Here is a 21,674-nt window from a genome sequence, read left to right on the forward strand (position 1 = left end):
TCCAGGCCATCTTATTCTCCTGTAGTCCTTAGTTGCGCGTGATCTTGCCGGAAAACCGGTCTCCACTTTTCCGGATCATGCGCTCAAGCTGCCGGGCGCGGGCGGGTGTTGCGGAATTCGATGCGCTTCTTGGCCGTGCCGACCTCGACGATGCGCTTCACGAAAAGACCAGGCGTATGGATGTGGTCGGGATTGAGTTCACCGGCCGGAACCAGATGCTCGACCTCGGCCACCGTGATCTTCGCGGCGGTCGCCATCATCGGGTTAAAGTTGCGCGCGGTCTTGCGGTAGATGAGGTTGCCGGCAGTGTCGCCCTTCCAGGCGTGGACGATGGCGAGGTCAGCGAACAGGCCGCGCTCCATCAGGTACTTCTGGCCGTCGAACTCCTTCACTTCCTTGCCCTCGGCGATCAGCGTGCCGACGCCGGTCTTGGTGTAGAAGGCCGGGATGCCCGCACCGCCGGCGCGGATGCGCTCGGCCAGCGTGCCTTGCGGGTTGAATTCGAGTTCCAGCTCGCCCGCGAGGTACTGCTGGGCGAACAGCTTGTTCTCGCCGACATAGGACGAGATCATCTTCTTGATCTGCCGGGTTTCCAGCAGGCGGCTGAGCCCGATGCCGTCGACGCCGGCATTGTTGGAGACCACCGTCAGGCCCTTGACGCCGGAGTCGCGGATCGCGTCCGAGAGCGCCTCGGCGATACCGCAGAGGCCGAAACCGCCCGACATGATCATCATGCCGTCCTTGAGAATGCCATCGAGAGCCGACTTGGCGTCGGGATAGACCTTGTTCATGCCGGGAAACCTTGGGTGTGAGGCGTTAAGCCCGTTGTTGGCCGGGATTATTAGGCGAAATGATCTTGAGCCGTCAATGATACGGGGTTTTACGCGCCCGGCTGCGGTGGTAGAGGCTGCCCACGCCGTGGGCATAACCGCCTCCGCGGCCTTGAAAGCGACAAGAAAACCCATCAAGTTACGGGACTTGACGTTAAGGACTTGCGCGCGGAGCGTGTTGGGCTCCCGACTCGGCCAGTTGAGCACCCGACAACACGACCCGATCAGGACATGCCATTGACGATGGCCCAAGGAATGAAGCGCCTGGGGACGCCGATTGCGGCGTTGCTCGGCATCGTGCTGATCGCCCTGGTCGCGACCTCCTGGCTTATCAACCGCGACGCGCTGCGCAAGGCGGTGGAGGGCCAGATCCGCGCCGTCACCGGGCTCGAGCTCAATGTCGCTGGCGCCATCGACATCTCAGTGCTGCCGGCGAGCTACGTCTCCTTCCATGACGTCAGCCTGAAGGGCCCCGGCGGGCACAGCGATCCGGCTCTGCATGTCGACGTGCTCACCGCGAATTTGCGCCTGCTGCCGCTCCTCCTCCAGCGCTTCGAGATCGCCGACCTGATGCTGCTGCGGCCGCAGATCCACGTCAGCCTCGAGGCCAATGGCGACAGCAACTGGACCCCCTTCATCCAGACCATCGCGCGCACCATGACGCCGGGCGCCGACAATCAGGTGTCGTTCTCCGAGATCCGGGTCCAGGACGGCGTGCTCGACTACGAGGACGTCGCCGGCCACAGCACCGAAAAGCTCGAGGACATCGACCTTTCGCTGGCCTGGCCCTCGATCTCGCGCTCCTTTGCCGCGACCGGGCAGTTCGACTGGCGCGGCGAGCGCGTCGACGGCTCGATCAGCTTCTCCGATTTCGTCGCAGCGCTCTCCGGCGATCGCTCGGGCCTGAAGGCGCGGATCACCAGCCCGCCGCTCAAGCTCGCCTTCGACGGCAGCGTCGCCAACCGCACCAGCGCGATGATGGAAGGCACGCTCACCATCGACAGTCCGTCCCTGCGCAACGCGCTGCGCTGGACCGGCCAGCCGCAGCCGGGCAGCGGCGGCTTCGGCCGCTTCGCGCTCAAGGCGCGCGCCAACGTGGTGGGCGCCTCGATCGCGCTCACCAACGTCAATGTCGAGCTCGACGGCAACGTCGCCGAGGGCGTCATGACCTACGCCAACAACGGCCGGCAGACGCTCCAGGCAACGCTCGCAGCCGACGCGCTCGACTTCACGCCCTACATCTCCACCTTCCGCCTGCTGGCAAGCGGCGCGCGCGACTGGAACAGGCAGCTGTTCGACCTCAACGGCCTGTCGACCACAGATCTCGACATGCGCCTGTCGGCGGCGCGGCTGACGGTCGGACCGTCGAAACTCGGCCGCACCGCGATCGGCGCGAATTTGCGCAACGGCACGCTGGCGCTCTCGGTTGGCGAGGCGCAGGTCTATGGCGGCATCGCCAGGGGCTCGTTCGGGATCGCGCGCTCCGACACGGTCGCCGACGTCAAGGCGCAATTCCAGTTCACCGACGTCGATCTGCAGGCCTGCACCTCCGAGCTGTTCGGCATCAACAAGCTGTCCGGCCGCGGCAACATCAACGTGTCCCTGGTCGCTTCCGGCTCGAGCCCGTTCGGCCTCGTGCAATCGCTCGACGGTACTGCCTCGGTGACCGGGCACGACGGCGCGATCTCCGGCTTCAATGCCGAGCAGCTGCTGAAGCGGCTGGAGCGGCGGCCGCTGTCGGGCGGCGGCAATTTCCGCAGCGGCTCGACGCCCTACAACAACATGACGTTGTCGGTGAAATTCGCCGACGGCATCGCCACCGCCGACGACATCCACATCGAGGGACCGACGGCGAAGATCACGCTGACCGGCACCGCCTCGGTGCCGACGCGCGAATACGACATGAAGGGCGTGGCGAGCCTGAACGGCGCGTCCGGCTTCGAGCTGCCCTTCGTCGTGCAGGGGCCCTGGGACGATCCGCTGATCTTCCCCGATCCGGAAAGCCTGATCCGCCGCTCGCCGGCGTCCGCGCCGTTGCTCGAATCCGTGCGCAATCCCAAGACGCGCGACGCCGTGCGCTCGGTGCTCGAGCGCTTCACCGGCGCCAAGCCCGCCGCCCCCGATGCCGCGGCGGCACCGACCGCGGAGAACGCGAAGGAAAGCGTCAAGGACGGCGCGAAATCCAACTAGCGCTACTACGTCACAAGCATTCCTTTCCTCATCCTGAGGAGCGCGCAACGCGCGTCTCGAAGGATGGCCGCGCGTGAGATCCGGGCCATCATGGTTCGCCCGGCGATGCGGAGCATCGTCCGGAGACGCGCTCCGGCTCCTCACCATCAGGGTCTTGTGACGCAGCAAGACTAGCGGCGCGCAACCAACGCAGCGCGAATTGATTGCCGTGAATTGATGCGTCGATTGGATCGATGGCGCGACGTTAAGACTGTTCGCGACCAAATCCCCCTCGACCTAGGTCTGACAAGATGCCGCTAGATCGGCTCCCGCCCATGCGCTAGTGTTTTTCCCGACCGGTTAAAACACCGGCGACTTGAGGGAGAAAAACGTGAAATCTAAGGTTATTGGCGCATTTTCACTCGCGGTAGCTGCGGTCGGGCTGTTCGCCGCCACTGCACCCGCGTTTGCCCAGCAGAAGACCATTACGGTTTGGTGGGCCAAGGGCTTCTACAGGGCCGAAGACGACGCGCTGATCGACGTTGCCAAGAAGTTCGAAGCCAAGACCGGAATCAAGGTCGAATTGTCGCAATACGCGATCCAGGACATGATTCCGAAGACGGTGGCCGCGCTCGATGCCGGCACCGTGCCCGACGTCGCCTTTGCCGAAACCTACAACGTGCAGGCACAGGGCAAATGGGCCTATGAGGGCAAGCTCGAGGACCTGTCCGACGTCATGGAGCCAATCCAGGACAGGTTCGTGCCGAACACGCTGGAGGCCTCGAAGCTCTACAACGACGTCGCTAAAAAGAGGTCTTATTACGGCTTCCCGCTGAAGCAGCAGAGCATGCACGTCCAGATCTGGGGCGACATGCTGGAGAAGGCCGGCTTCAAGCAGAGCGACATCCCGAACGACTGGGTAGGCTACTGGTCGTTCTGGTGCGACAAGGTGCAGCCGGCGATCCGCAAGGCGACCGGCCAGCGCATCTATGCCGTGGGCCAGCCGATGGGCGTGGAATCCACCGATAGCTTCCAGTCGTTCTACACCTTCATGGACGCCTACCACGTCAAGCTCGTCGACGACGACGGCAAGCTCCTGGTCGACGACCCCAAGGTCCGCGACGGTCTGATCAAGGCGATGAAGGACTACACCGACACCTACATCAAGGGCTGCACGCCGCCCTCCTCAACGACCTGGAAGGATCCAGACAACAACGTCGCCTTCCACAACAAGACCATCGTGATGACCCACAACTTCACGATCTCGATCGCGGCGAAGTGGTTCGAGGACTCCACCAACCAGAACCTGACGCCGGAGCAGCGCGAAGCCGGCAAGAAGGCCTATGAGCAGGATATCATCACCGCGTCCTTCCCGAAGGCGCCCGATGGTTCGACCATCCGCTACCGTTCCGACGTCAAGACCGGGCTGATCTTCACCGCGGCCAAGAACAAGGCCGAGGCCAAGCAGTTCATCAGCTTCCTGCTCCAGGAAGAGAACGTCCGTCCTTACATCGAGGGCGCGCTCGGCCGCTGGTTCCCGGTGACGAAGGAAAGCCAGGCGAGCCCGTTCTGGCAGGCTGACCGGCATCGCAAGGCGGTCTACAACCAGTTCACCGGCGGCACCGCGCCGTTCGACTTCACCAAGAACTGGAAGTTCACCATCCTGAACAACGAGAACGTCTGGGCCAAGGCGATGAACCGGGTGGTGAGCGAGAAGGTCCCGGTCGACAAGGCCGTCGACGAGCTCATCGCCCGCATCAAGCAGGTCGTGGGTTAAGTCATCCTGCCTCTCCCCGCTTTGCGGGGAGAGGTGTAAAACAACACCGGCCGCATTTTGCGGCCGGCAGCTCGTTTGAAGAGTTCGAAAAGAGAGTTCGAAAAGAATGGCGATCACGCTCTCTGGCGATCAAGCGATAGCCTCGCCGCCCCTGTCGGCGCGGCTGACCCCCGCGCAGGTCTGGGGCATCGTGCTGCTCGCACCCTATTTCCTGGTCTTCCTGGCCTTCGTCGTCTACCCCGTCTGTTACGGCTTGTGGCTGGCGCGCCATCCCGAGAGCTATGTCGCGCTCTACAACGACCCGATCTTCGCGCGCGCCGCGGTCAACACCCTGATCTTCCTGGTCATCGGCATTAACATCAAGATGCTGATCGCGCTGTTCCTGTCCGGCTTCTTCGCGCAGCAGCGCACCTGGATCAAATGGCTTTCGGTGATCTTCATCCTGCCCTGGGCGGTGCCGTCGATCCCGACCATCCTGTCGGTGCGCTTCATGCTCAATCCCGAATGGGGCATGGTCAACCACTTCATCTTCAGCCTCACCGGCGATGACGGCCCGAACTGGCTGAACGATCCGACTGTCGCGCTGACCATGGCGATCGGCGTGCACATCTGGAAATCGCTGCCGTTCTGGACGCTGATCCTGATCACCGGACGCCTTGCGATTTCGCACGATCTGTTCGAGGCCGCCGAGGTCGACGGCGCGAGCTGGTGGCAGAAATTCCGCTACATCACCTGGCCGTCGATGCAGACGCTCTACGTGACCTGCACGCTGCTCTCGATGATCTGGACGCTCGGCGACTTCAACAGCGTCTACCTCCTGACCGGCGGCGGCCCGGCCGACCTCACGCATGTGCTGTCGACGCTCGGCATCCGCTATCTCCGGCTCGACCAGCTCTCGCTCGCGATGGCCTCCATCGTCTGCGCGATGCCGTTCGTCCTGCCGCTCGTGTATTTCATGATGAAACGGTTGTCGCGATGAAGCTCCCCACCCTGCGCGAAGTCGCGACCGAAGCGAAGTTGCTGCTGATCGGAATCCCGGTATTCATCTGGACGATGGTGCCGATCTATCACATGTTCCTGTTCGCGATCTCCCCGAAGGAAGACGCGTTCTCCGGAAAACTGTGGCCGGACCATCCGACGCTGCACAACTTCTCGATCGTGTTCAATCAGCAGCACTATTTCCTGCGCGACTTCTACGTCCAGTTCTGGAATTCCGTGGTGATCGCGGCGTCCGTCGGTGCGCTGACGCTGTTCATCGCGACCGCGGCGGCGTTCTCGATCTCGCGGCTGCGCGTGCCCGGCGGGCGCGTGGTGATGAATCTCGCGCTCTTCACCTATTTCATCCCGGCGGCGTTCCTCGCCGTGCCGATGTACCGGACCATGGGCAATTACGGCCTCCTCAACAATCACTGGTCGCTGATCCTTGCGATGGTGACGATCGCCTCGCCATACGCGATCTGGGTGTTGAAGCAGGCCTCCGACAAGCTGCCGGTCGAGCTCGATGAAGCCGCGGTGATGGACGGCGCCACCACGCTGCAGATCTTCCGCCTGGTCTATCTGCCCCTGATGATGCCCTCGCTGGTCGCGATCGGCACCTATGCGGTGCTGCTGGCCTGGAACGAATATCTCTACGCGTTCCTGCTGCTGTCGAACGACCGCGAGATCACCCTCCCCGTCGCGCTCGGCAACTTCCTCGCCGCCGACGACTCGCCGTGGGAGCTGTTGATGACGACCGGCTTCATCTACGCGCTGCCGCCGGCCGCGATCTACTACGCCTTCCGCCGCTACATGGTGGGCGGCCTCACCGCGGGTGCGGTGAAGTCCTAACTATCAGCAGTGCGCTTCCTGCGATAGGCGACCAGCAGCGCGATGGTCGTGCCGATGAAATGACCCGCGGTCGCGCCCGAGATGGCGCGGCCAGCCAGGTCGCCACGATACGCCGAAGAAGGACGGCGCCGCGCAGATGCCCTCACCCCGCCTTGCGCACAGTCTGTAAGAATTCTGCGACGTCTTTCTTGAGCGCCCGTGCTTGATCTTGCAATGCCGAAGCCGCCGTGAGTGCAGCTTCGGCGCCGGCGTCGGTCTCTCCAGCCACGGTGCGGACTGCGCCGACCTGGTCGGTCACGGCCGCCGTGCCGTTTGCGGCCTGCTCGACATTGCGGGCGATCTCGCTGGTTGCCGCACCCTGCTCCTCGACGGCGGAGGCAATCGTAGTCGCGATCTCCGTCATCTCAGCGATGGTTTTGCCGATCTGGCCGATCGCGGCGACGGACTGTCCGGTCGAGCCCTGGATCTCCGCGACGAGCCCTGCGATCTCCCCGGTGGCGCGCGCGGTCTGAGTTGCAAGGCTCTTCACTTCGTTTGCGACCACGGCAAAGCCCTTGCCTGCATCACCGGCTCGCGCCGACTCAATCGTGGCATTGAGGGCCAGGAGATTGGTCTGGCTCGCGATCGCCTGGATGAGTTGGACCACCGTACCAATCCGCTCGGCGGAATCCGACAGCGCGCGCATCAGCGCCTCGGTACGGGACGCCTCAACCTTGGCCTGGTCCGACACCGATACGGAGCGTGCGACCTGGCTCGAGATCTCCTTGATCGAGGCGGCAAGTTGATGCGTTGCGGCCGCAACGGTCTGCACATTCGAGGAAGCTTGGGCCGACGTCGCGGCGACCTGCTCGGCGAGCGAGCGACCGCGCTCGGCGACGCGGGCGAGACTTTCGGCGCTCTGTCCCATCTCCTCGGCGCGGCTTGAGACGCCGCCAATGACGCCCTCCATGCCGCTATCGAAGCGATCGGCAAGCTGAGCCATCATCGACGCACGTTCTGTCTCGGCTGCGGCACGCTGCGCTGCGGCCTCCTGCTCCATGCGCCGGACGGTCTGCGCATTCTGGCGGAACACTTCGACCGCTCCAGCCATATGACCAATCTCGTCGCCGCGCCCGCCACCCGGGATCGCCTCATCGAGCTCGCCCGCTGCAAGGCTCTGCATGCGCAAGGTCATCTGGCCGATTGGACGCGACACGCTGCGTCCGATCAGCCAGGCCAGCAGTGCACCCAAGACGAGCGCGGACGCGGCGACCGTGAACACGAGATTGCGCGTATGATCGACCGACTCTGCCGTCAGCCGGCTCTGCTCGGTGCGCGTAGCGCCGAGGGCCCGGTTGATCTCGGCTGTCTTGGCGTCGATCGTGCTGCTGGATTTGACGAGATCGGCTTGCGCCTTGCGCAGCTCGCCTATCGCGGCAGAAAGCTCGGTCAGTGTCGCCGATTGATCGGCAAGAGCCTTCTTCAGAGCTGCGATCAGGCTCTTCAGTCGTGGCGCCTCGATATCGGCGATTTCTGCCTCGCTATCGGCAACCGCGGTCAGTGCATAGCCGATCGTCAGCGAAGCATCATCGGCGTCGACCTGAGCCTGGGTGATGGTGAAACGCAGCACTGCCACGCGCATCGCATCCACCGTGCCGGCCAGACGCAGCGGCTGGAGCAGACGGTCGGGCTGGTTGGCGAGCGTCACATTGATCGCGCTGACGTCGAGGCCTGCTGAGGCGCCGAGCGCCTCGCCCCTGGTGCTCGCGTTGCGCAGACGATCGACGGCGCCAGCTACCGCCGTGAAGGAATTTCGATAAGCGCCAAGCGCACCCACCAACGCGCTTCGGCCCGCGGCAATCGCCGGCAGGCGAGCGAATTGCTGGTCGACCTGATCAAACGTCTGGCCAAAGCCGTCGATCGCCTTCATGGCGCTATCGCGGTCGCCGATATTGCGCGTACGGATGAATTTCTCGACGGTGACGTTCGCCGAGAGCAGCGCGGCATGCACCCTCGCCATGCCGGCATCACCATCAGCGCTGGTGACGAGATCTCCGACAGTGCCGCCGATCTCGGACAGCCGCAAGACGGCGAGCAGCGCCAACACGCAGAGGAAACCCAGCACCAGTGCGAAGCCGCCGAAGATGCGTGGGCGGATGCCGATGCGCGACAGGAGCAATGAAAGTTTCATAACATTTCCCGGGGAATTACGGCGTAGCCCGGATCCGGGCGAGCAGATCCTTGCCGAAGCGCTTCTCGAATTCGGGCTCCAGGGGCTTCACGGCATCGATGAACGGCTGGCGATCGACCTTTTCGATGATCTCCATGCCAGCTTTGCGCAGCTCCTCGAGCTTCTTCGTCTCCTCCGCGACGCCGCTCTGCCAGGTCGCCTCCGCACCGGCCTTGGCAGCGGCAATGATCGCGGCCTGGTCGGCCGGCTTCAGGGCCTGGAACACATCGCGATTGGCGACGAAGGCGATGGGCGCGAAGAAATGCCCTGTCAGGCTGGCATATTTTTGCACTTCCTCGAGATGGCTGGTCGCAATCGTCATGACCGGGTTCTCCTGCCCATCGATGCGGCCGTCCTTCAATGCGGAGTACACCTGCGTGAACTCCATCGGCACGACCTCGGCGCCCAGCGCTTTGAAGGTCATCTGATAGACCTCGTTCGGCAGAACGCGAATCTTCAGCCCTTGGAGGTCTGCGGGAGAATGAATCGGCCGCTTCGAATTGGTGACGTTGCGAAAGCCCTGCTTGCCGATCGCGAGCAGCACCAATCCCTTGTCGGCGAAATGCTTGGCGAATAGAGCGCCGACCGGCCCCTCCGCGACCGCCTTGGCTTGCGCAGCATCGCGGAACAGGAACGGCACGTCGAATACGCCGAATTCAGGGACGGCGGAACTGACGACGGAGCCAGACAGGGTCGCCATATCGACCACACCACTGCGCATTGCGGCAAGGATCGCGGTCTCGCTGCCCAACGTGATGCCACCACGTTCGTCGAGGATGATACGGCCTTGCGCGATCTCGACGAGCTTGCGGCGAAATTCGTCCGAGCCAATCTGCTGCGGCGACTGCGGCGAGCCATTGTACAGTAGCGACACCATCTGCGTCGCGCCGGCCGACGGCCGAACAGCGAGACAGAATAAGGCCAGAGCTGCGCTGACCACGCCAATATGGAGCTGCTTCATCGCCCACCCTTCCCCAAGCGACGCGACGATAACCAGACAAGCTATACGAACGGTTAACCTAGATACCAAGCGGGCCCAAGGATCGGTCTCGGTCGAGATAGGTTCGCATCGACCTGCTGCCATCGACCGCGGCTTTTCGCGACTCGGTCGCATTCTACGGGCAGGGAAGCCTCAAACGGGCGCCGCGGTCGAGCCGATCACTCCACGACGCGCTTCCTGCGATAGGCGACCAGCAGCGCGATGGTCGAGCCGATGAAATAGCCGGCGGTCGCGCCCGAGACGGCGCGGCCGACGATGATCGCGAGCGCGCGGTCGCTCGCATCGATCGCCGAGATCACGCCCACGCTATATTGCAGGCCGAACACGATGAGGTTGCGGATCAGCGGAAACGCGCTGCCGGGACGGATGATCTCGCCGCTCTTGTGATCCATCTCGAACGGGCGCGGCGTCAGGATACCGAGCGGCAGCAGCGCCAGAGCCGCCGCGATCCAGGCAACGAACGGCCACGCGCTATCCTGATGGCCGAAGCCGATCCGCGAGACGCCCCAGACGATGAACACGACCGGCACGATCAGAGCGCGCCAGATCGGCGTCGTGCGCGGCTGCATGGCCTTGATGCCCTGCCACACCAGAAAGGCGAGCAGCGCGAACACCCAGACCGGGGTGTGGATCAGGATCTGATAGGCAAAGGTCATGATTGCTCCCTGCTCAAAGCGGCGCCGCGCTCTCGCCCTGCGAGCTCGACAGTTTCGAGGCGAGCGAGGCAATGACGATGACGATGGCAATCAGGCCGATCACCAGCGTGCAGATGGCGTTGATCTCGGGCTTCACCCCGAGCCGCACCTCGGAATAGATCCGGATCGGCAGCGTCGCCGAGCCGGGGCCGGTGGTGAAGCTCGCGATCACGAGATCGTCGAGCGACAGCGTGAAGGCCAGCATCCAGCCGGCCACGATCGCCGGCGCGATCAGCGGCAGCGTGACCAAAAGGAAGGCACGGACGGGGGCGCAGCCGAGATCCATGGCGGCCTCCTCGAGCGAGCGGTCGAGCGAGCCGAGGCGCGACTGCACCACGACGGCGACGAAGCACATCGTCAGCGTGGTGTGCGCGATCGTCACCGTCCAGAAGCCGCGCTCGGCGTTCAAGGCGACGAACAGCAGCAAGAGCGACAGGCCGGTGATCACCTCCGGCATCACCAGCGGCGCATAGAGCATCCCCGAGAACAGCGTGCGGCCGCGAAATCCCTCGCCGCGCGACAGCGCCACCGCGGCCAGCGTTCCGAGCACGGTCGCGATGCTGGCCGAAGCGACCGCGACGCGCAGGCTCATCCAGGCCGCCTCGATCATGGCGCGGTCGTTGAAGAACTCGCGATACCAGCGCAGCGACCAGCCGCCCCACACCGTCACCAGCCGCGAGGCATTGAAGGAATAGATGACGAGGATGAGGATCGGCAGATAAAGGAACGCCAGCCCCAGCGCGAGCGAGGCGACGTTGAAGCGGGAGAGGCGGGAGACCTTGCCCATCTCACCGCTCCTCCAATTGCCGCCGCTGGACCCGTTCGTAGAGCAGCAGCGGTGCGAGCAGCACGATCAGCAGAATGATGGCTGCTGCGGATGCGACTGGCCAGTCCTTGTTGGTGAAGAATTCCAGCCACAGCGTCTGGCCAATCATCAGCGAGTTGGAGCCAGCAAGCAGATCCGGGATCACGAACTCGCCGACGATCGGAATGAAGCAGAGCAACACGCCGGCGCCGACGCCGGGCAGCGACAGCGGAAAGGTGACCAGCCAGAACACCGCCCCCGGCGGCGCGCCGAGATCGGCGGCGGCCTCCTCCAGCGCCGGCTCCATCTTGGCGAGCGTCGCATAGAGCGGCAGGATCATGAACGGCAGGTAGGAATAGACGATGCCGAGATACATCGCGCTGTCGGTGGAGAGCCACACCACCGGCTGGCTGACGAGATGCAAGGCGAGCAGGATCTGGTTGAGCAGGCCGTCATGCTGCAGGATGTTGATCCAGGCGTAGATGCGGATCAGGAACGAGGTCCAGAACGGCACGATGACCAGCACCATCGCCACCGCCTGCCAGCGCGCCGGCAGCCGCGCCATGCCATAGGCGATGGGATAGCCGATCAGGAGCAAGATCGCGGTGGCCGTGATCGCGACGGTGAGGCTTCTGACATAGGCAAACACGTACAGGTCGTCGGAGACGAGCAGCTTGAAGTTCTCGATCGACAGCGCGCCGAACGCGGCCTTGATCGCCGCCCATCCCGCGGTGAAGTCGAACACCGGCTCGTAAGGCGGCTGCGCGATCGCCGTCTGCGACAGGCTGATCTTCAGCACGAAGCCGAACGGCACCAGGAAGAACAGCGCCATCCAGAGGTAAGGCGCGATCGCGGCAAAGCGCGCGGGCCTGGCAAAGATGCGGCGCGCGCTCATTGCTCCAGCACCACGCAATCATTTGACGTGAACCAAACCACCACGCGTTGGTTCACGCTGTACGCATCGCTGTCGCGGCGCGCGGTATTCGCGATCGCGGACCGCACCGTGCCACCTGCATCGAGCTTCACCTTGTAGGCGGTGCTGCCGCCAAGATAGCAGACGTCGCTGACGGTGCCTTCTAGCCGATTGATCGCAGGCCCCTGGTCCGCATCACCATCGAGCGCACGGCGCGAAAGCTTGACCTTCTCGGGGCGGATCGCCACCGACACTGTCGTCTTGCCGACCGGCGCGCGCGGCTCGGCCACGACGAGCGTTCCGGCATCGCGGGTGGCAATGGTCACGCGATGGGCTTCACGCGATTGCCGCTCGCCCTCGAACAGGTTGATGTCGCCAACGAACTGCGCGATCCATCGCGAGCGCGGCGCCTCATAGAGCTCGCGCGGCGATGCGACCTGCACGAGCTTGCCGGCGTCCATCACGCCGATTCTCGTCGCCATCGTCATCGCCTCCTCCTGATCGTGGGTGACGATGATGAAGGTCATGCCGAGCCGGCGCTGCAGCTCCATCAGCTCTCCTTGCGTACTTTCACGCAGTTTCTTGTCGAGCGCCGCCAGCGGCTCGTCGAGCAGCAGCAGTTGCGGGCGGCGCGCCAACGCACGCGCCAGCGCGACGCGCTGCCGCTGACCGCCGGAGAGCTGGTCCGGCTTGCGCTTCTCCATCCCGTCCAGCTTCACCAGCGCAACCATCTCGGCCACGCGCGTGGCGATATCGGCGCGCGCCATGCCGGCGCGCTTCAGGCCGAAAGCGATGTTGTCGCGCACCGAAAGATGCGGAAACAGCGCGTAGCTCTGGAACATCATGTTGACGGGCCGCTCGTGCGGCAGCGCCTGCGCGATGTCGCTGCCGCCAAGCAGGATGCGCCCCGCGTCCGGCGCCTCGAAACCGGCCAGCATGCGCAATAGCGTGGTCTTGCCGCAGCCGGAGGGACCGAGCAGCGCAAAGAACTCGCCCGCCCCGATGTCGAGCGACACGCCGTCGACCGCGCGGAACGCGCCGAAATTCTTCACCACGCCGTCAATGCGCAGCAGCGGCCGACCCGTCGCCGGATGCGCGCCCGGCCTGGCCGCGTCGGCCGCCTTGATCCCCTCGAGTTCGTCAGCCATGTTCCCTGCCGGCCCCAATGCAGCCGCACGCTAGCGGTGGAACGCCGTCGGCTCAACCGGTTCGATGCCGATCATTCACACCGCATTCGCCATGAACGCCACCAGCGCGTCGTGATCGGCGGGCGGCATGCTCAGTCCGAGCTTGGAGCGGCGCCACAGGACGTCGTCGGGGAAGCGGGCCCATTCGGTTTGCATGAGGTAGCGCACCTCGGCTCCCGTCAGTTCGGGACCGAAAGCCGGCCCCAGTTCGGCGCGACTCGTCGCCTCCCCCAGCACGGCCGACAGCCGCGAGCCATAGGCGCCCACCAGGCGTTGCGCCTGCGCCTCGGAGAGAAAGCGCCAGCGGTCGCGCGCGGCGTCGACTTCCGCCTCGAAGCTCTGCCAGGGAAAGTCCCCGCCCGGAAGCGCCACCGCCCCCGTCCAGGGCCGCGACATCGGATAGAACGGCGTCAGCCTGGTCACCGCCCGCTCGGCGCGCCACCGCGCCGTCGTGACATCGCCGCCGAACATAGTGATCAGCGGCGCCTTGCGCCGCCGCGCATCGAATGCGAGCGCACCATCGCGCCGGCGCCCGGGGGCAGGCGCCAGATTGACGCCCGACATCGTCCGCACCACATCGACCGGCACGACAGGCTCGCGAAAATAGCGACTGGCGGCCTCGCAGAGATAGCTCACATCAGCGGCCGGCATGGCGACGATCGCCGGATCGCCCCTGAAGTCATGCGTCACGGTGCCGATCAGGGTGAAATCACGCTCGAACGGGCTTGCGAAGATCAGGCGGCCATCGCTGTTCTGGAAGACGTAGACATTGTCGGGTTCGAACAGCCGCGGCACGACGATCTGGCTGATCTGCACGACAGCGCCCGCGCGCGGTGGCGGCTGTCGGAGCACGGTCTCGGCGACGCTCACGCTCCATCCGCCGCTGGTGTTCGCGAGCGCGCGGGTCGTGATGACCCTGCGGTGGCCGCGATCGACGACGGCGAGCCGCCAGATATCGGCGCGATCGGCCCGCACGCAGCGCGCGCCGGTGCGGATCACTGCGCCGCGCTCCGCCGCGTCCAGCGCGGTCAAGACAACGAGCCTGGAATCATCGACGACGCAATCCGAATATTCAAAGGCGGTGCCGAACGGCCGCCTCAACGCGTTGCCGACCGGATGATGCGTGATGTCGATGGTCGAGGACGGCGGCAAGCCGCCGCGCCCTGCAAGGCGGTCGTAGAGCAGGAGACCGGTGCGCAGCAACCAGGGTGGACGTTCCTCGGAATGCGCAGGGATGACGAAGCGCATCGGACGAACCAGATGCGGGGCGATCGCGAGCCACACCTTGCGCTCGGCCAGCGCCCGGCGCACGCGACGGAAGCCGCGACGCTCCAGCACCGAGAGATCGCCGTGGATCAAATGCGGCGTCGCCGACGAGGCCGCGCCACCGAGATCGCCCTGCTCCAACAGAATGACGCGAAGGCCGCGCCCGGCGGCGTCGCGCGCGATGCTGACGCCGTTCAGGCCACCGCCGATGATCGCGAGGTCGTAATCCGCCATGAAGCCGTCGTGAACGAACGAAGCGAGGACTTCGCCATCACTAGCGCATGATCCGGAAAAGTGTGTAGCAGTTTTTCCTCGCGACAAACGCGGAACGCGTTTGCGCGGAGATCATGCACAAACAGATGGCCAGAGCGCGACCCGCGCACTAGCCGGTCTTGAGCGCAAGCTCCATCGTCTCGGCGCGGCCGATGAGGCGGCCATATTGCCCGATCGGCAAGGGCTTGCCGAGCAGATAGCCCTGCACGCCGTCGCAGCCCTCCTTGGCGAGGAAGGCGAGTTGCTCGATCGTCTCGACGCCTTCGGCGATGATCGACATTTCGAGGCCATGACCGAGATCGATCACGGCACGCACGATCGCTGCCGATTGCGGATTACGGCCGAGATTGATCACGAAGGCGCGGTCGATCTTGATCTTGTCGAACGGGAACGCCTGGAGATAGCTCAGCGAGGAATAGCCGCTGCCGAAATCGTCCATCGAGATCCGCACGCCCAGCGCCTTCAGGCGGCGCAGCAGCGCGAGGCCGCGATCAAAATCCTCGATCAGCACGCCCTCGGTGATTTCGAGCTCGAGCCGGCCGGGTGAAAGCCCGGTCTCCAGCAGGATCGAGTGGACGAGGCCGACCACGTCGCCATGGGCAAACTGCGCCGGCGAGAGGTTGACCGCGACCTGGAGCGGCTTGGCCCAGGAGGCCGACTCGCGGCAGGCCTGGCGCAGGATCCACTCGCCCATCTCGACGATCAGACCGCTCTCCTCCGCGATCGGAATGAACTCGGCCGGCGAGACTTGGCCGCGGACCGGGTGCTGCCAGCGCGCCAGCGCCTCGAAGCCGATGATCTCGCTCTCGGCGACGGTGTGACCGGCGACGCCCTGCGGCTGGAACGCGAGCGAGAGCTCGCCGTTCTTGATCGCCTTCGACAGGTCCTGGTGCAGCACGCGCCGGTCGCGGATCTGCTGGTCCATCTCGGGCTGGTAGAGGCTGATCGTGCCGCGCGACTTCTGCTTGGCGCGGAACAGCGCTGCCCCGGCATTGGCGAGCAGCGAGGCGGCGTCCGCGCCGTTGTGCGGGAAGACCGATATGCCGGTGGTGACCCCGGCGCGCACCGCGCGGCCGTCGATCTGGAATTCCTGGGATAGGGCTTCACCAAGCTGGCGGGCCAGCGCCAGACCCGTGTCGGGCTGCTTGCCATCTATGATGAGGCCGAATTCGTCGCCGGACAGCCGCGCGACCACACCACCACGGGCGGCGTCCTGGAGCCGCTGGGCGACCTCGACGAGGAGCTTGTCGCCGAGCGCATGGCCGAAGACGTCGTTGACCTCCTTCAGCCCGTCGAGGTCGACGCAGAGCACGGCGAACTCCTCACTGGTGCCCTCGCAGGCCTCGATCATCTGCGTCAGCGCCTGGAGGAAGGCGGCGCGGTTGGGCAGGTCGGTCAGGCCGTCGTGATAGGCCATGTGCGCCATGCGCGACTCGGTCTGGCGGCGGTCGGTGACGTCCTCGTGGGTCTTGATCAGATATTCCGGCTCGCCAGCATCGTTGAGCACAGTGGCGCGGCGGGTGAGGAACAGCCGCAAGCCATCCTTGGTCGAGATAGGATGCTCTTCGGTGATCATTCCCCGCTTCTTGATCGCGGCCTCGTCGCGCGCGATGATCAGCTTGGCCTCTTTGGCGTTGAAGATGTCGGAAGCGGTGAGGCCCGTGGCATCCTCGCGCCTGCGGTTGAGGATCGCCTCCGCGCTGCGATTGGCGAGCAGGTAGCGGCCGTCCTTGACCTGCTCCACGATCAGCGCGACCGGAATGTTGTCGACCACGAGCTCGAGGAATTTCTTGGTGCTTTCCAATTCCTCCGAGAGCGATTGCCTGTCGGTGACGTCCTCGAACAGGGCGATGAGGAATTCGGGCTGGTTGTTCTGGTTGCGGGCGATCACGCGGACCGAGGACAGCACGCGGTTCTCCGCGCCCCGCTCGACCTTGATCTCGCTGCGGTACTGACCCTCGGCCGACGCCAGCGCCGCGCGATCCGCCGCATCGATGCTGGCTGCGGTGGCAGGGCGGAAGATCTCGTCGGCGCGCTTGCCGACGATGCGATCACGCGAATAGCGCGAAAAACGCTCGAAGGCGCGGTTGGCGAAGATGTAGCGGCCGTCCTCGATGTTCTTCGCGGCCACGCAGACCGGAACGTTGTCGAGCACCGATTCCAGGAATTGCTTGGTCGAGGCAAGCTGCCGCGACAGGTTGCGCTGCTCGCTGACGTCGAGATGCGTCGCCACCGAGCCGCCATTCGGCAGCACGAAATATTTCACCAGGATGGCCCGCCCCCCCGGCAGCTCGGTGATCAGGCCGTTCGAGCTTGCGGCCTCATCGTAGAACTCGTCGTCGCTCACGCCGAGCACGCCGCGATCGCGACGCAGCCTGAGCATGTCGGCCCCGGTCATGTCGTTCCAGAGATCCGAGCGCGTCAGCCCGTAGATTTCGAGATAGCGGTCGTTGCAGAAGATGATCCGTCGCTGGGCGTCGGTCATCACGATGCCCTGGTTCAGGTTGTTCATGGCGGACGAAACGAACGCATTGCGCCGCAACTGCATGCGCCTGGCTCGCCGCAACGCCGAGTGGATCCACAGCACGATGGCCGCCAGGAACGAGCACACCGCGATGCCGCCGAGCAGCGCCTCCCAGACCAGATTGGGATCGAGCCGGCCCAGGTAGCTCTGCGGGGCGAAATTGTCGGACAGCGCAAAGGCGCGCGCGGGCGCGACCGTGCAGGCCAGGCACGCCAGGGCCTGCACAGACGTCAGAATCGTGCCGCTCGCGTGCCAGTTCTTGTCAGCCATCAGCCACCCGCGATTTCAACTCCGGATTGTCTGGTCTCACGGGTTGGGATCGGGTAAACGCCTGTCAGCACGACAGAAAAATGTGGCGCCAGATACGGCAATTGCCCTGACATGATAAATTCTTCCTTAATGGAGAGCCGCCTTGGGTGCGGTTTCTTAAGCCTCTCGTTGAGCCCCTTGTTGAACTCCTTGGCCCCGCCACTCACGGACCTGCCGTTCCACCATGGATAGAGTTGACTGCGTCGTCATCGGAGCGGGCGTGGTTGGGCTCGCGGTCGCCCGAAAGCTCGCCCAGGCCGGGCGCGAGGTGATCGTGCTGGAAGCGGCGGAGGCCATCGGCACCGTCACCTCCTCGCGCAACAGCGAGGTGATCCATGCCGGGATCTACTACCGGGCCGGGAGCTGGATGGCGCGGCTGTGCGTCAGCGGCAAGCATGCGCTCTACCGCTACTGCGCCGAGCGCAACATTCCGCACAAAAATTGCGGCAAGCTGATCGTCGCGACCAATCCGAAAGAGACCGAGAAGCTGCAATCGATCAAGGCACATGCCGAGGCCAATGGCGTGCTCGATATGCAGATGCTCGCAGGCGACGCCGCGCGCGCGCTGGAGCCGGCGCTCGCCTGCGATGCCGCGTTACTCTCGCCCTCGACCGGCATCATCGACAGCCACGCCTACATGCTCTCGCTGCGCGGCGAGGCCGAAGCGGCGGGAGCCGCGTTCGCGTTTCACACGCCGCTGATCCGCGCCAAGGCGTCAGGCGGCGTCGTCGAAATCGATGCCGGCGGCGAGGCGCCGATGACGCTGCAATGCAGCCTGCTGGTCAACGCGGCAGGTCTTTCAGCGACGACGGTGGCGCGCAACATCGATGGCATGCCGCTCGACCGGATTCCGCCGATCTATCTCGCCAAGGGCAACTATTTCAGCTGCAGCACCAAGGCGCCGTTCTCACGGCTGATCTATCCCGTGCCCGAGCCCGGCGGACTCGGCGTGCACCTGACGCTGGACATGGCAGGCCAGGCGCGCTTCGGTCCCGACGTGGAGTGGATCGAAACGATCGACTATGCCGTCGACCCCGCACGCGCGGAGCGATTCTATCCGGCAATCCGCAAATACTGGCCGGACCTGCCTGATGGCGCGTTGATGCCGAGCTATTCGGGCATACGGCCGAAGATCGTCCCGCCGGCGGTGGCCACGCAGGATTTCCTGATGCAGGGCCCGCGCGATCACGGCGTGGATGGCGTGATCAATCTCTTCGGGATCGAGTCGCCCGGCCTGACGTCATCGCTCGCGATCGCCGACCACGTCGCCGAGCTCGCAAACATCTAGCGCATGATCCAGATCCGGAGGGCCGCGTTAGCGCAAAGTGCGAAGCGGTTTTCCCTCGCGACAAACGCGGAAGGCGTTTGCGCGGAGATCATGCTCAAACAACAACCTGAAGCGCGATGACGATTCATCTCATCGCGCTTTAAGCATCGCACGAAACTAATCGCACGAGGCTTCGCACCTCGACGCAGGGATGAGCGCAACAGCTCTCATCCCTGCGTGAAGGGGTGCGAGACCAGGCCTACTTGTGTACGGGGGTTGCTAGTGGAGCGTGTCGTCGGCGCCGTGCCTCAACCGCTCGATCTGGTCCTTGACCATCAACTTCCGGCGCTTCAACTCAACAATTTGCAGGTCGTCTGTTGAAAGGTGCACGAGAGCTTCGTGCAATTCGTTTTCGAGAAGTTTGTGCTTCCGCTCCAATTCAACAAGATGTGCCTGAATTGTCATTCGAAACCTCCTCGGTAGGGTTGAACCTCAGGATTCGATCCGGACGAAGAAGTGTACATCACCGATTCGTTCTGTCGATAAGTATCCGTAGTCCCACTGTCATTTTTGAAAATTCATATGTAATGAACAGTGAGTAAGGAACCGCCGCAGGAATCATCCATGATTTCAATGCGCCTGCGCGCTGGCGGCGCGATTCACTGAAATATCTTTGCGAGAGACCGTTGATAGGGGACCCAGATCGCTTGCGATCACGTCGCGCAAGGACGATACTTTCCACAGGCCTTCCACAGGCTTTCGCAACCTCATCGGGTTTTCCGGCTACCGCACATCATGACCAATGAACACGAGCGCGAACTCGAAGCCGAGCTCGCCCGGTTGCAGCAGGAACACCGAGATCTCGATGCGGCGATCGATGCATTGCATCAATCGCCCGCCCCCGACCTGTTGCGGTTACAGCGTCTGAAGAAACGCAAGCTGTTGTTGCGCGACCGTATCGCCTTCATCGAAGACCAGATCACGCCCGACATCATCGCCTGATCCCAGCCGGTGCGCCCGATGCGTTTTCCGCGCATCGGATTCCACTTGACTCAAAAAGAACAAAAGAAGAACATTCGAGCCTCAACCAGCTTCCGGGGAAATGCCATGTCCGCAGCCGCCTTCGACAACAGCCATTATGAACAAGCCTGCGATCAGGCGATCGCGATGTGTGACGGCAATCTGCGCAGCACCATCAAGGCGCTGATCATGGCCAACGAATATCTGGAAGCGGAGCTCGAGGAATTGCAGGCGGCAATTTCGGCCGGCTGCATTCCCGAGACGTCGCGCAACAAGATGCGGAGCACCTCCAGCGCCGCGTAGCCAACGAGCACTCGGAGCCGACCATGTCCGATGTCACCTACTATGTCGCACTGCCTTTCCTCACCGACGAAGATGGATCGCCGGTCGCGGGCGCCGCGGAGGAATGTCAGACCTCGGCCGCCGCGCTGCGGCGCGCCGAGATCCTGGCGCACGGCGCCGGCCATATCGGCGCGATCGCGTTCAGCCGCAGCGGCGATCCCATGACTGGCGAGTTCGGCGACGCCAAGCTGCTGCGCAAGTTCGGCAACGTGCCGGAAGACCTCAGCGCGCTTTGAAGCGCAATCGCTTTACGTTCGATCGCTGCCACACAAAAGGTGCGCTCCCTCTCCCGCTTGCGGGGGAGGGCTGGGGTGGGGGTGTCTCCGCAATCGATACTCCCAACGTAGAGAGAGCCCCCACCCGGCGCTTCGCTCGACCTCCCCCGCAAGCGGGAGAGTTGAGCGAGCCTGCGGCCCAATCGATTCAACCCCTAACTACTGATCAATCTGATCCGCGGCTCATGCCGCCGCTGGGCCTTGCGCACATACATGGCCGCATCGGCTTCCTCCAGGGCGCGGCCTGCCTCGGCGTGAGATCCTAGCAGCGCGACGCCGGCGGAGGCACCCGCATTCACGCGCTGGTCGCGAAAGACAAAGGACAAATCGTCGATCGCCTGCTCGAAAGCTGCGGCCTTGGCCCTGGCATCGGTCTCGCTGAGGTTCCACAACAGCAGCGCAAACTCGTCGCCGCCGAGGCGGCCGACCACGTCGGAGGCGCGGACCTGCCGCGTCAGCGTGCCGGCGATCGCCTTGAGCACCTCGTCGCCGGCAGCGTGACCGAAGGAGTCGTTGATGGGCTTCAGGCGGTCGACGTCGAGCACGATCAGCGCGCCACGGGCGGCGTAGCGCGTCATGTAGGCAATCGCACGGTGCAGCTCGCGCTCGAAGCCGCGCCGGTTCGGGATGCCGAGCAGGAAGTCCGTGTCGGCGGCAGCCTCCAGCTCGTCGATGCGCCGTTGAGCCTGGGCGAGCCTCGTGCGCAGGTTGCGGATGATCGCCTTGGCGTTCTTGGCCTCTCCGGTGGTCACAGCGGGCTGGCCCGCCGACCGGGCCGCGCGCCTGGCCGCGGGTTTGGCTCGGCTCCCGCTGCTTTTCCGGCCCTTTTTTGCCTTCGCAGCGATCGCCCTTTTTGGTTTCTTCATGGGCGTCCTGCTCAATGAAGGCTTGCGGGGATTCACCAAGACAGGATAGTGCATTCCCTTCTCCTTGCCACCGCCTTGCGAGCCGCCGGCCGGAACCGATAATCTGGCCTATGTTTCTGC

19 protein-coding genes are annotated in these 21,674 nt (G+C 64.4%); 8 read left to right on the plus strand and 11 right to left on the minus strand.

Annotated elements, in window-relative coordinates:
- Positions 1-83: 83 nt before the first annotated feature.
- Positions 84-791 carry a CoA transferase subunit A gene (locus tag Q2941_RS24065; RefSeq protein WP_254099806.1) on the minus strand — a complete coding sequence of 236 codons (708 nt, stop codon included), beginning with the start codon at positions 789-791 and terminating at the stop codon, positions 84-86.
- 282 nt (positions 792-1,073) lie between these two features.
- Between Q2941_RS24065 and Q2941_RS24070 the strand changes: the two genes are divergently transcribed.
- The 4 genes from Q2941_RS24070 to Q2941_RS24085 all read left to right on the plus strand — a co-directional run bounded on the left by Q2941_RS24070 (position 1,074) and on the right by Q2941_RS24085 (position 6,603).
- Positions 1,074-3,020, plus strand: a complete 1,947-nt coding sequence (locus tag Q2941_RS24070; protein WP_027525192.1) for an AsmA family protein — start codon at positions 1,074-1,076, stop codon at positions 3,018-3,020.
- 370 nt (positions 3,021-3,390) lie between these two features.
- Complete coding sequence (locus tag Q2941_RS24075; protein WP_027525191.1) at positions 3,391-4,776, plus strand: ABC transporter substrate-binding protein; 1,386 nt, start codon at positions 3,391-3,393, stop codon at positions 4,774-4,776.
- 106 nt (positions 4,777-4,882) lie between these two features.
- Positions 4,883-5,755 carry a carbohydrate ABC transporter permease gene (locus Q2941_RS24080; RefSeq protein ID WP_458193926.1) on the plus strand — a complete coding sequence of 291 codons (873 nt, stop codon included), beginning with the start codon at positions 4,883-4,885 and terminating at the stop codon, positions 5,753-5,755.
- The gene (locus Q2941_RS24085) at positions 5,752-6,603 is read left to right on the plus strand and encodes a carbohydrate ABC transporter permease (RefSeq protein ID WP_027525189.1); all 852 of its coding nucleotides are present in this window, start codon (positions 5,752-5,754) and stop codon (positions 6,601-6,603) included. The genes Q2941_RS24080 and Q2941_RS24085 overlap by 4 nt, the downstream gene beginning before the upstream one ends.
- Before the next feature lie 142 nt (positions 6,604-6,745).
- Here the strand turns inward: Q2941_RS24085 and Q2941_RS24090 are convergent, their stop codons facing one another.
- The 8 genes from Q2941_RS24090 to Q2941_RS24125 all read right to left on the minus strand — a co-directional run bounded on the left by Q2941_RS24090 (position 6,746) and on the right by Q2941_RS24125 (position 17,745).
- On the minus strand, positions 6,746-8,773 hold the full coding sequence (locus Q2941_RS24090) for a methyl-accepting chemotaxis protein (protein WP_027525188.1): 2,028 nt from the start codon (positions 8,771-8,773) through the stop codon (positions 6,746-6,748).
- A 16-nt stretch (positions 8,774-8,789) separates the two neighbouring features.
- Complete coding sequence (locus Q2941_RS24095) at positions 8,790-9,773, minus strand: TRAP transporter substrate-binding protein (RefSeq protein WP_254109027.1); 984 nt, start codon at positions 9,771-9,773, stop codon at positions 8,790-8,792.
- Positions 9,774-9,970: 197 nt separating this feature from the next.
- Positions 9,971-10,468, minus strand: coding sequence for a DUF6622 family protein (locus Q2941_RS24100; RefSeq protein WP_027525186.1), 498 nt, complete (start codon positions 10,466-10,468; stop codon positions 9,971-9,973).
- A gap of 13 nt (positions 10,469-10,481) precedes the next feature.
- The gene (locus tag Q2941_RS24105) at positions 10,482-11,294 is read right to left on the minus strand and encodes an ABC transporter permease (protein ID WP_458193927.1); all 813 of its coding nucleotides are present in this window, start codon (positions 11,292-11,294) and stop codon (positions 10,482-10,484) included.
- Position 11,295: 1 nt separating this feature from the next.
- Positions 11,296-12,207, minus strand: coding sequence for an ABC transporter permease (locus Q2941_RS24110; RefSeq protein ID WP_027525184.1), 912 nt, complete (start codon positions 12,205-12,207; stop codon positions 11,296-11,298).
- On the minus strand, positions 12,204-13,373 hold the full coding sequence (locus Q2941_RS24115) for an ABC transporter ATP-binding protein (RefSeq protein WP_458193928.1): 1,170 nt from the start codon (positions 13,371-13,373) through the stop codon (positions 12,204-12,206). The genes Q2941_RS24110 and Q2941_RS24115 overlap by 4 nt, the downstream gene beginning before the upstream one ends.
- A gap of 75 nt (positions 13,374-13,448) precedes the next feature.
- Entirely contained in the window at positions 13,449-14,912 is a 1,464-nt protein-coding gene (locus tag Q2941_RS24120) for a glycerol-3-phosphate dehydrogenase (RefSeq protein ID WP_458193929.1), read from the minus strand.
- A gap of 148 nt (positions 14,913-15,060) precedes the next feature.
- Complete coding sequence (locus Q2941_RS24125; RefSeq protein ID WP_458193930.1) at positions 15,061-17,745, minus strand: sensor domain-containing protein; 2,685 nt, start codon at positions 17,743-17,745, stop codon at positions 15,061-15,063.
- Positions 17,746-17,968: 223 nt separating this feature from the next.
- On the opposite strand from Q2941_RS24125, the gene Q2941_RS24130 reads away from it, so the two are divergent.
- Positions 17,969-19,072 (plus strand): NAD(P)/FAD-dependent oxidoreductase, encoded by a 1,104-nt coding sequence (locus Q2941_RS24130; protein WP_458193931.1) that lies wholly within the window; start codon positions 17,969-17,971, stop codon positions 19,070-19,072.
- 258 nt (positions 19,073-19,330) lie between these two features.
- On the opposite strand, the gene Q2941_RS24135 is transcribed toward Q2941_RS24130, so the two are convergent.
- Positions 19,331-19,516, minus strand: coding sequence for a YdcH family protein (locus Q2941_RS24135; RefSeq protein ID WP_027525179.1), 186 nt, complete (start codon positions 19,514-19,516; stop codon positions 19,331-19,333).
- Positions 19,517-19,846: 330 nt separating this feature from the next.
- Here Q2941_RS24135 and Q2941_RS24140 point away from each other — a divergent pair, with 330 nt between their 5' ends.
- The 3 genes from Q2941_RS24140 (at position 19,847) to Q2941_RS24150 (ending at position 20,649) form a co-directional block, all read left to right on the plus strand.
- Complete coding sequence (locus Q2941_RS24140) at positions 19,847-20,053, plus strand: YdcH family protein (RefSeq protein ID WP_027525178.1); 207 nt, start codon at positions 19,847-19,849, stop codon at positions 20,051-20,053.
- A 105-nt stretch (positions 20,054-20,158) separates the two neighbouring features.
- Positions 20,159-20,374: a hypothetical protein gene (locus Q2941_RS24145; RefSeq protein ID WP_254099836.1), complete on the plus strand. Its 216-nt coding sequence runs from the start codon at positions 20,159-20,161 to the stop codon at positions 20,372-20,374.
- A 23-nt stretch (positions 20,375-20,397) separates the two neighbouring features.
- Positions 20,398-20,649, plus strand: a complete 252-nt coding sequence (locus Q2941_RS24150; RefSeq protein ID WP_254099838.1) for a hypothetical protein — start codon at positions 20,398-20,400, stop codon at positions 20,647-20,649.
- Between the two features lie 194 nt (positions 20,650-20,843).
- On the opposite strand, the gene Q2941_RS24155 is transcribed toward Q2941_RS24150, so the two are convergent.
- Entirely contained in the window at positions 20,844-21,554 is a 711-nt protein-coding gene (locus Q2941_RS24155) for a GGDEF domain-containing protein (RefSeq protein WP_458193932.1), read from the minus strand.
- Positions 21,555-21,674 lie beyond the last annotated feature (120 nt).

The sequence above is a fragment of the Bradyrhizobium sp. UFLA05-153 genome (genome assembly GCF_054185185.1).

What these genes read in the sequence shown, in the direction of transcription:
- Q2941_RS24065 (WP_254099806.1), bottom strand. Translation starts at nt 791, where the DNA reads ATGAACAAGGTCTATCCCGACGCCAAGTCGGCTCTCGATGGCATTCTC.
- Q2941_RS24070 (WP_027525192.1), top strand. Translation starts at nt 1,074, where the DNA reads ATGGCCCAAGGAATGAAGCGCCTGGGGACGCCGATTGCGGCGTTGCTC.
- Q2941_RS24080 (WP_458193926.1), top strand. Translation starts at nt 4,883, where the DNA reads ATGGCGATCACGCTCTCTGGCGATCAAGCGATAGCCTCGCCGCCCCTG.
- Q2941_RS24085 (WP_027525189.1), top strand. Translation starts at nt 5,752, where the DNA reads ATGAAGCTCCCCACCCTGCGCGAAGTCGCGACCGAAGCGAAGTTGCTG.
- Q2941_RS24090 (WP_027525188.1), bottom strand. Translation starts at nt 8,773, where the DNA reads ATGAAACTTTCATTGCTCCTGTCGCGCATCGGCATCCGCCCACGCATC.
- Q2941_RS24095 (WP_254109027.1), bottom strand. Translation starts at nt 9,773, where the DNA reads ATGAAGCAGCTCCATATTGGCGTGGTCAGCGCAGCTCTGGCCTTATTC.
- Q2941_RS24100 (WP_027525186.1), bottom strand. Translation starts at nt 10,468, where the DNA reads ATGACCTTTGCCTATCAGATCCTGATCCACACCCCGGTCTGGGTGTTC.
- Q2941_RS24105 (WP_458193927.1), bottom strand. Translation starts at nt 11,294, where the DNA reads ATGGGCAAGGTCTCCCGCCTCTCCCGCTTCAACGTCGCCTCGCTCGCG.
- Q2941_RS24110 (WP_027525184.1), bottom strand. Translation starts at nt 12,207, where the DNA reads ATGAGCGCGCGCCGCATCTTTGCCAGGCCCGCGCGCTTTGCCGCGATC.
- Q2941_RS24115 (WP_458193928.1), bottom strand. Translation starts at nt 13,373, where the DNA reads ATGGCTGACGAACTCGAGGGGATCAAGGCGGCCGACGCGGCCAGGCCG.
- Q2941_RS24120 (WP_458193929.1), bottom strand. Translation starts at nt 14,912, where the DNA reads ATGGCGGATTACGACCTCGCGATCATCGGCGGTGGCCTGAACGGCGTC.
- Q2941_RS24125 (WP_458193930.1), bottom strand. Translation starts at nt 17,745, where the DNA reads ATGGCTGACAAGAACTGGCACGCGAGCGGCACGATTCTGACGTCTGTG.
- Q2941_RS24130 (WP_458193931.1), top strand. Translation starts at nt 17,969, where the DNA reads ATGGATAGAGTTGACTGCGTCGTCATCGGAGCGGGCGTGGTTGGGCTC.
- Q2941_RS24135 (WP_027525179.1), bottom strand. Translation starts at nt 19,516, where the DNA reads ATGACAATTCAGGCACATCTTGTTGAATTGGAGCGGAAGCACAAACTT.
- Q2941_RS24140 (WP_027525178.1), top strand. Translation starts at nt 19,847, where the DNA reads ATGACCAATGAACACGAGCGCGAACTCGAAGCCGAGCTCGCCCGGTTG.
- Q2941_RS24145 (WP_254099836.1), top strand. Translation starts at nt 20,159, where the DNA reads ATGTCCGCAGCCGCCTTCGACAACAGCCATTATGAACAAGCCTGCGAT.
- Q2941_RS24150 (WP_254099838.1), top strand. Translation starts at nt 20,398, where the DNA reads ATGTCCGATGTCACCTACTATGTCGCACTGCCTTTCCTCACCGACGAA.
- Q2941_RS24155 (WP_458193932.1), bottom strand. Translation starts at nt 21,554, where the DNA reads ATGAAGAAACCAAAAAGGGCGATCGCTGCGAAGGCAAAAAAGGGCCGG.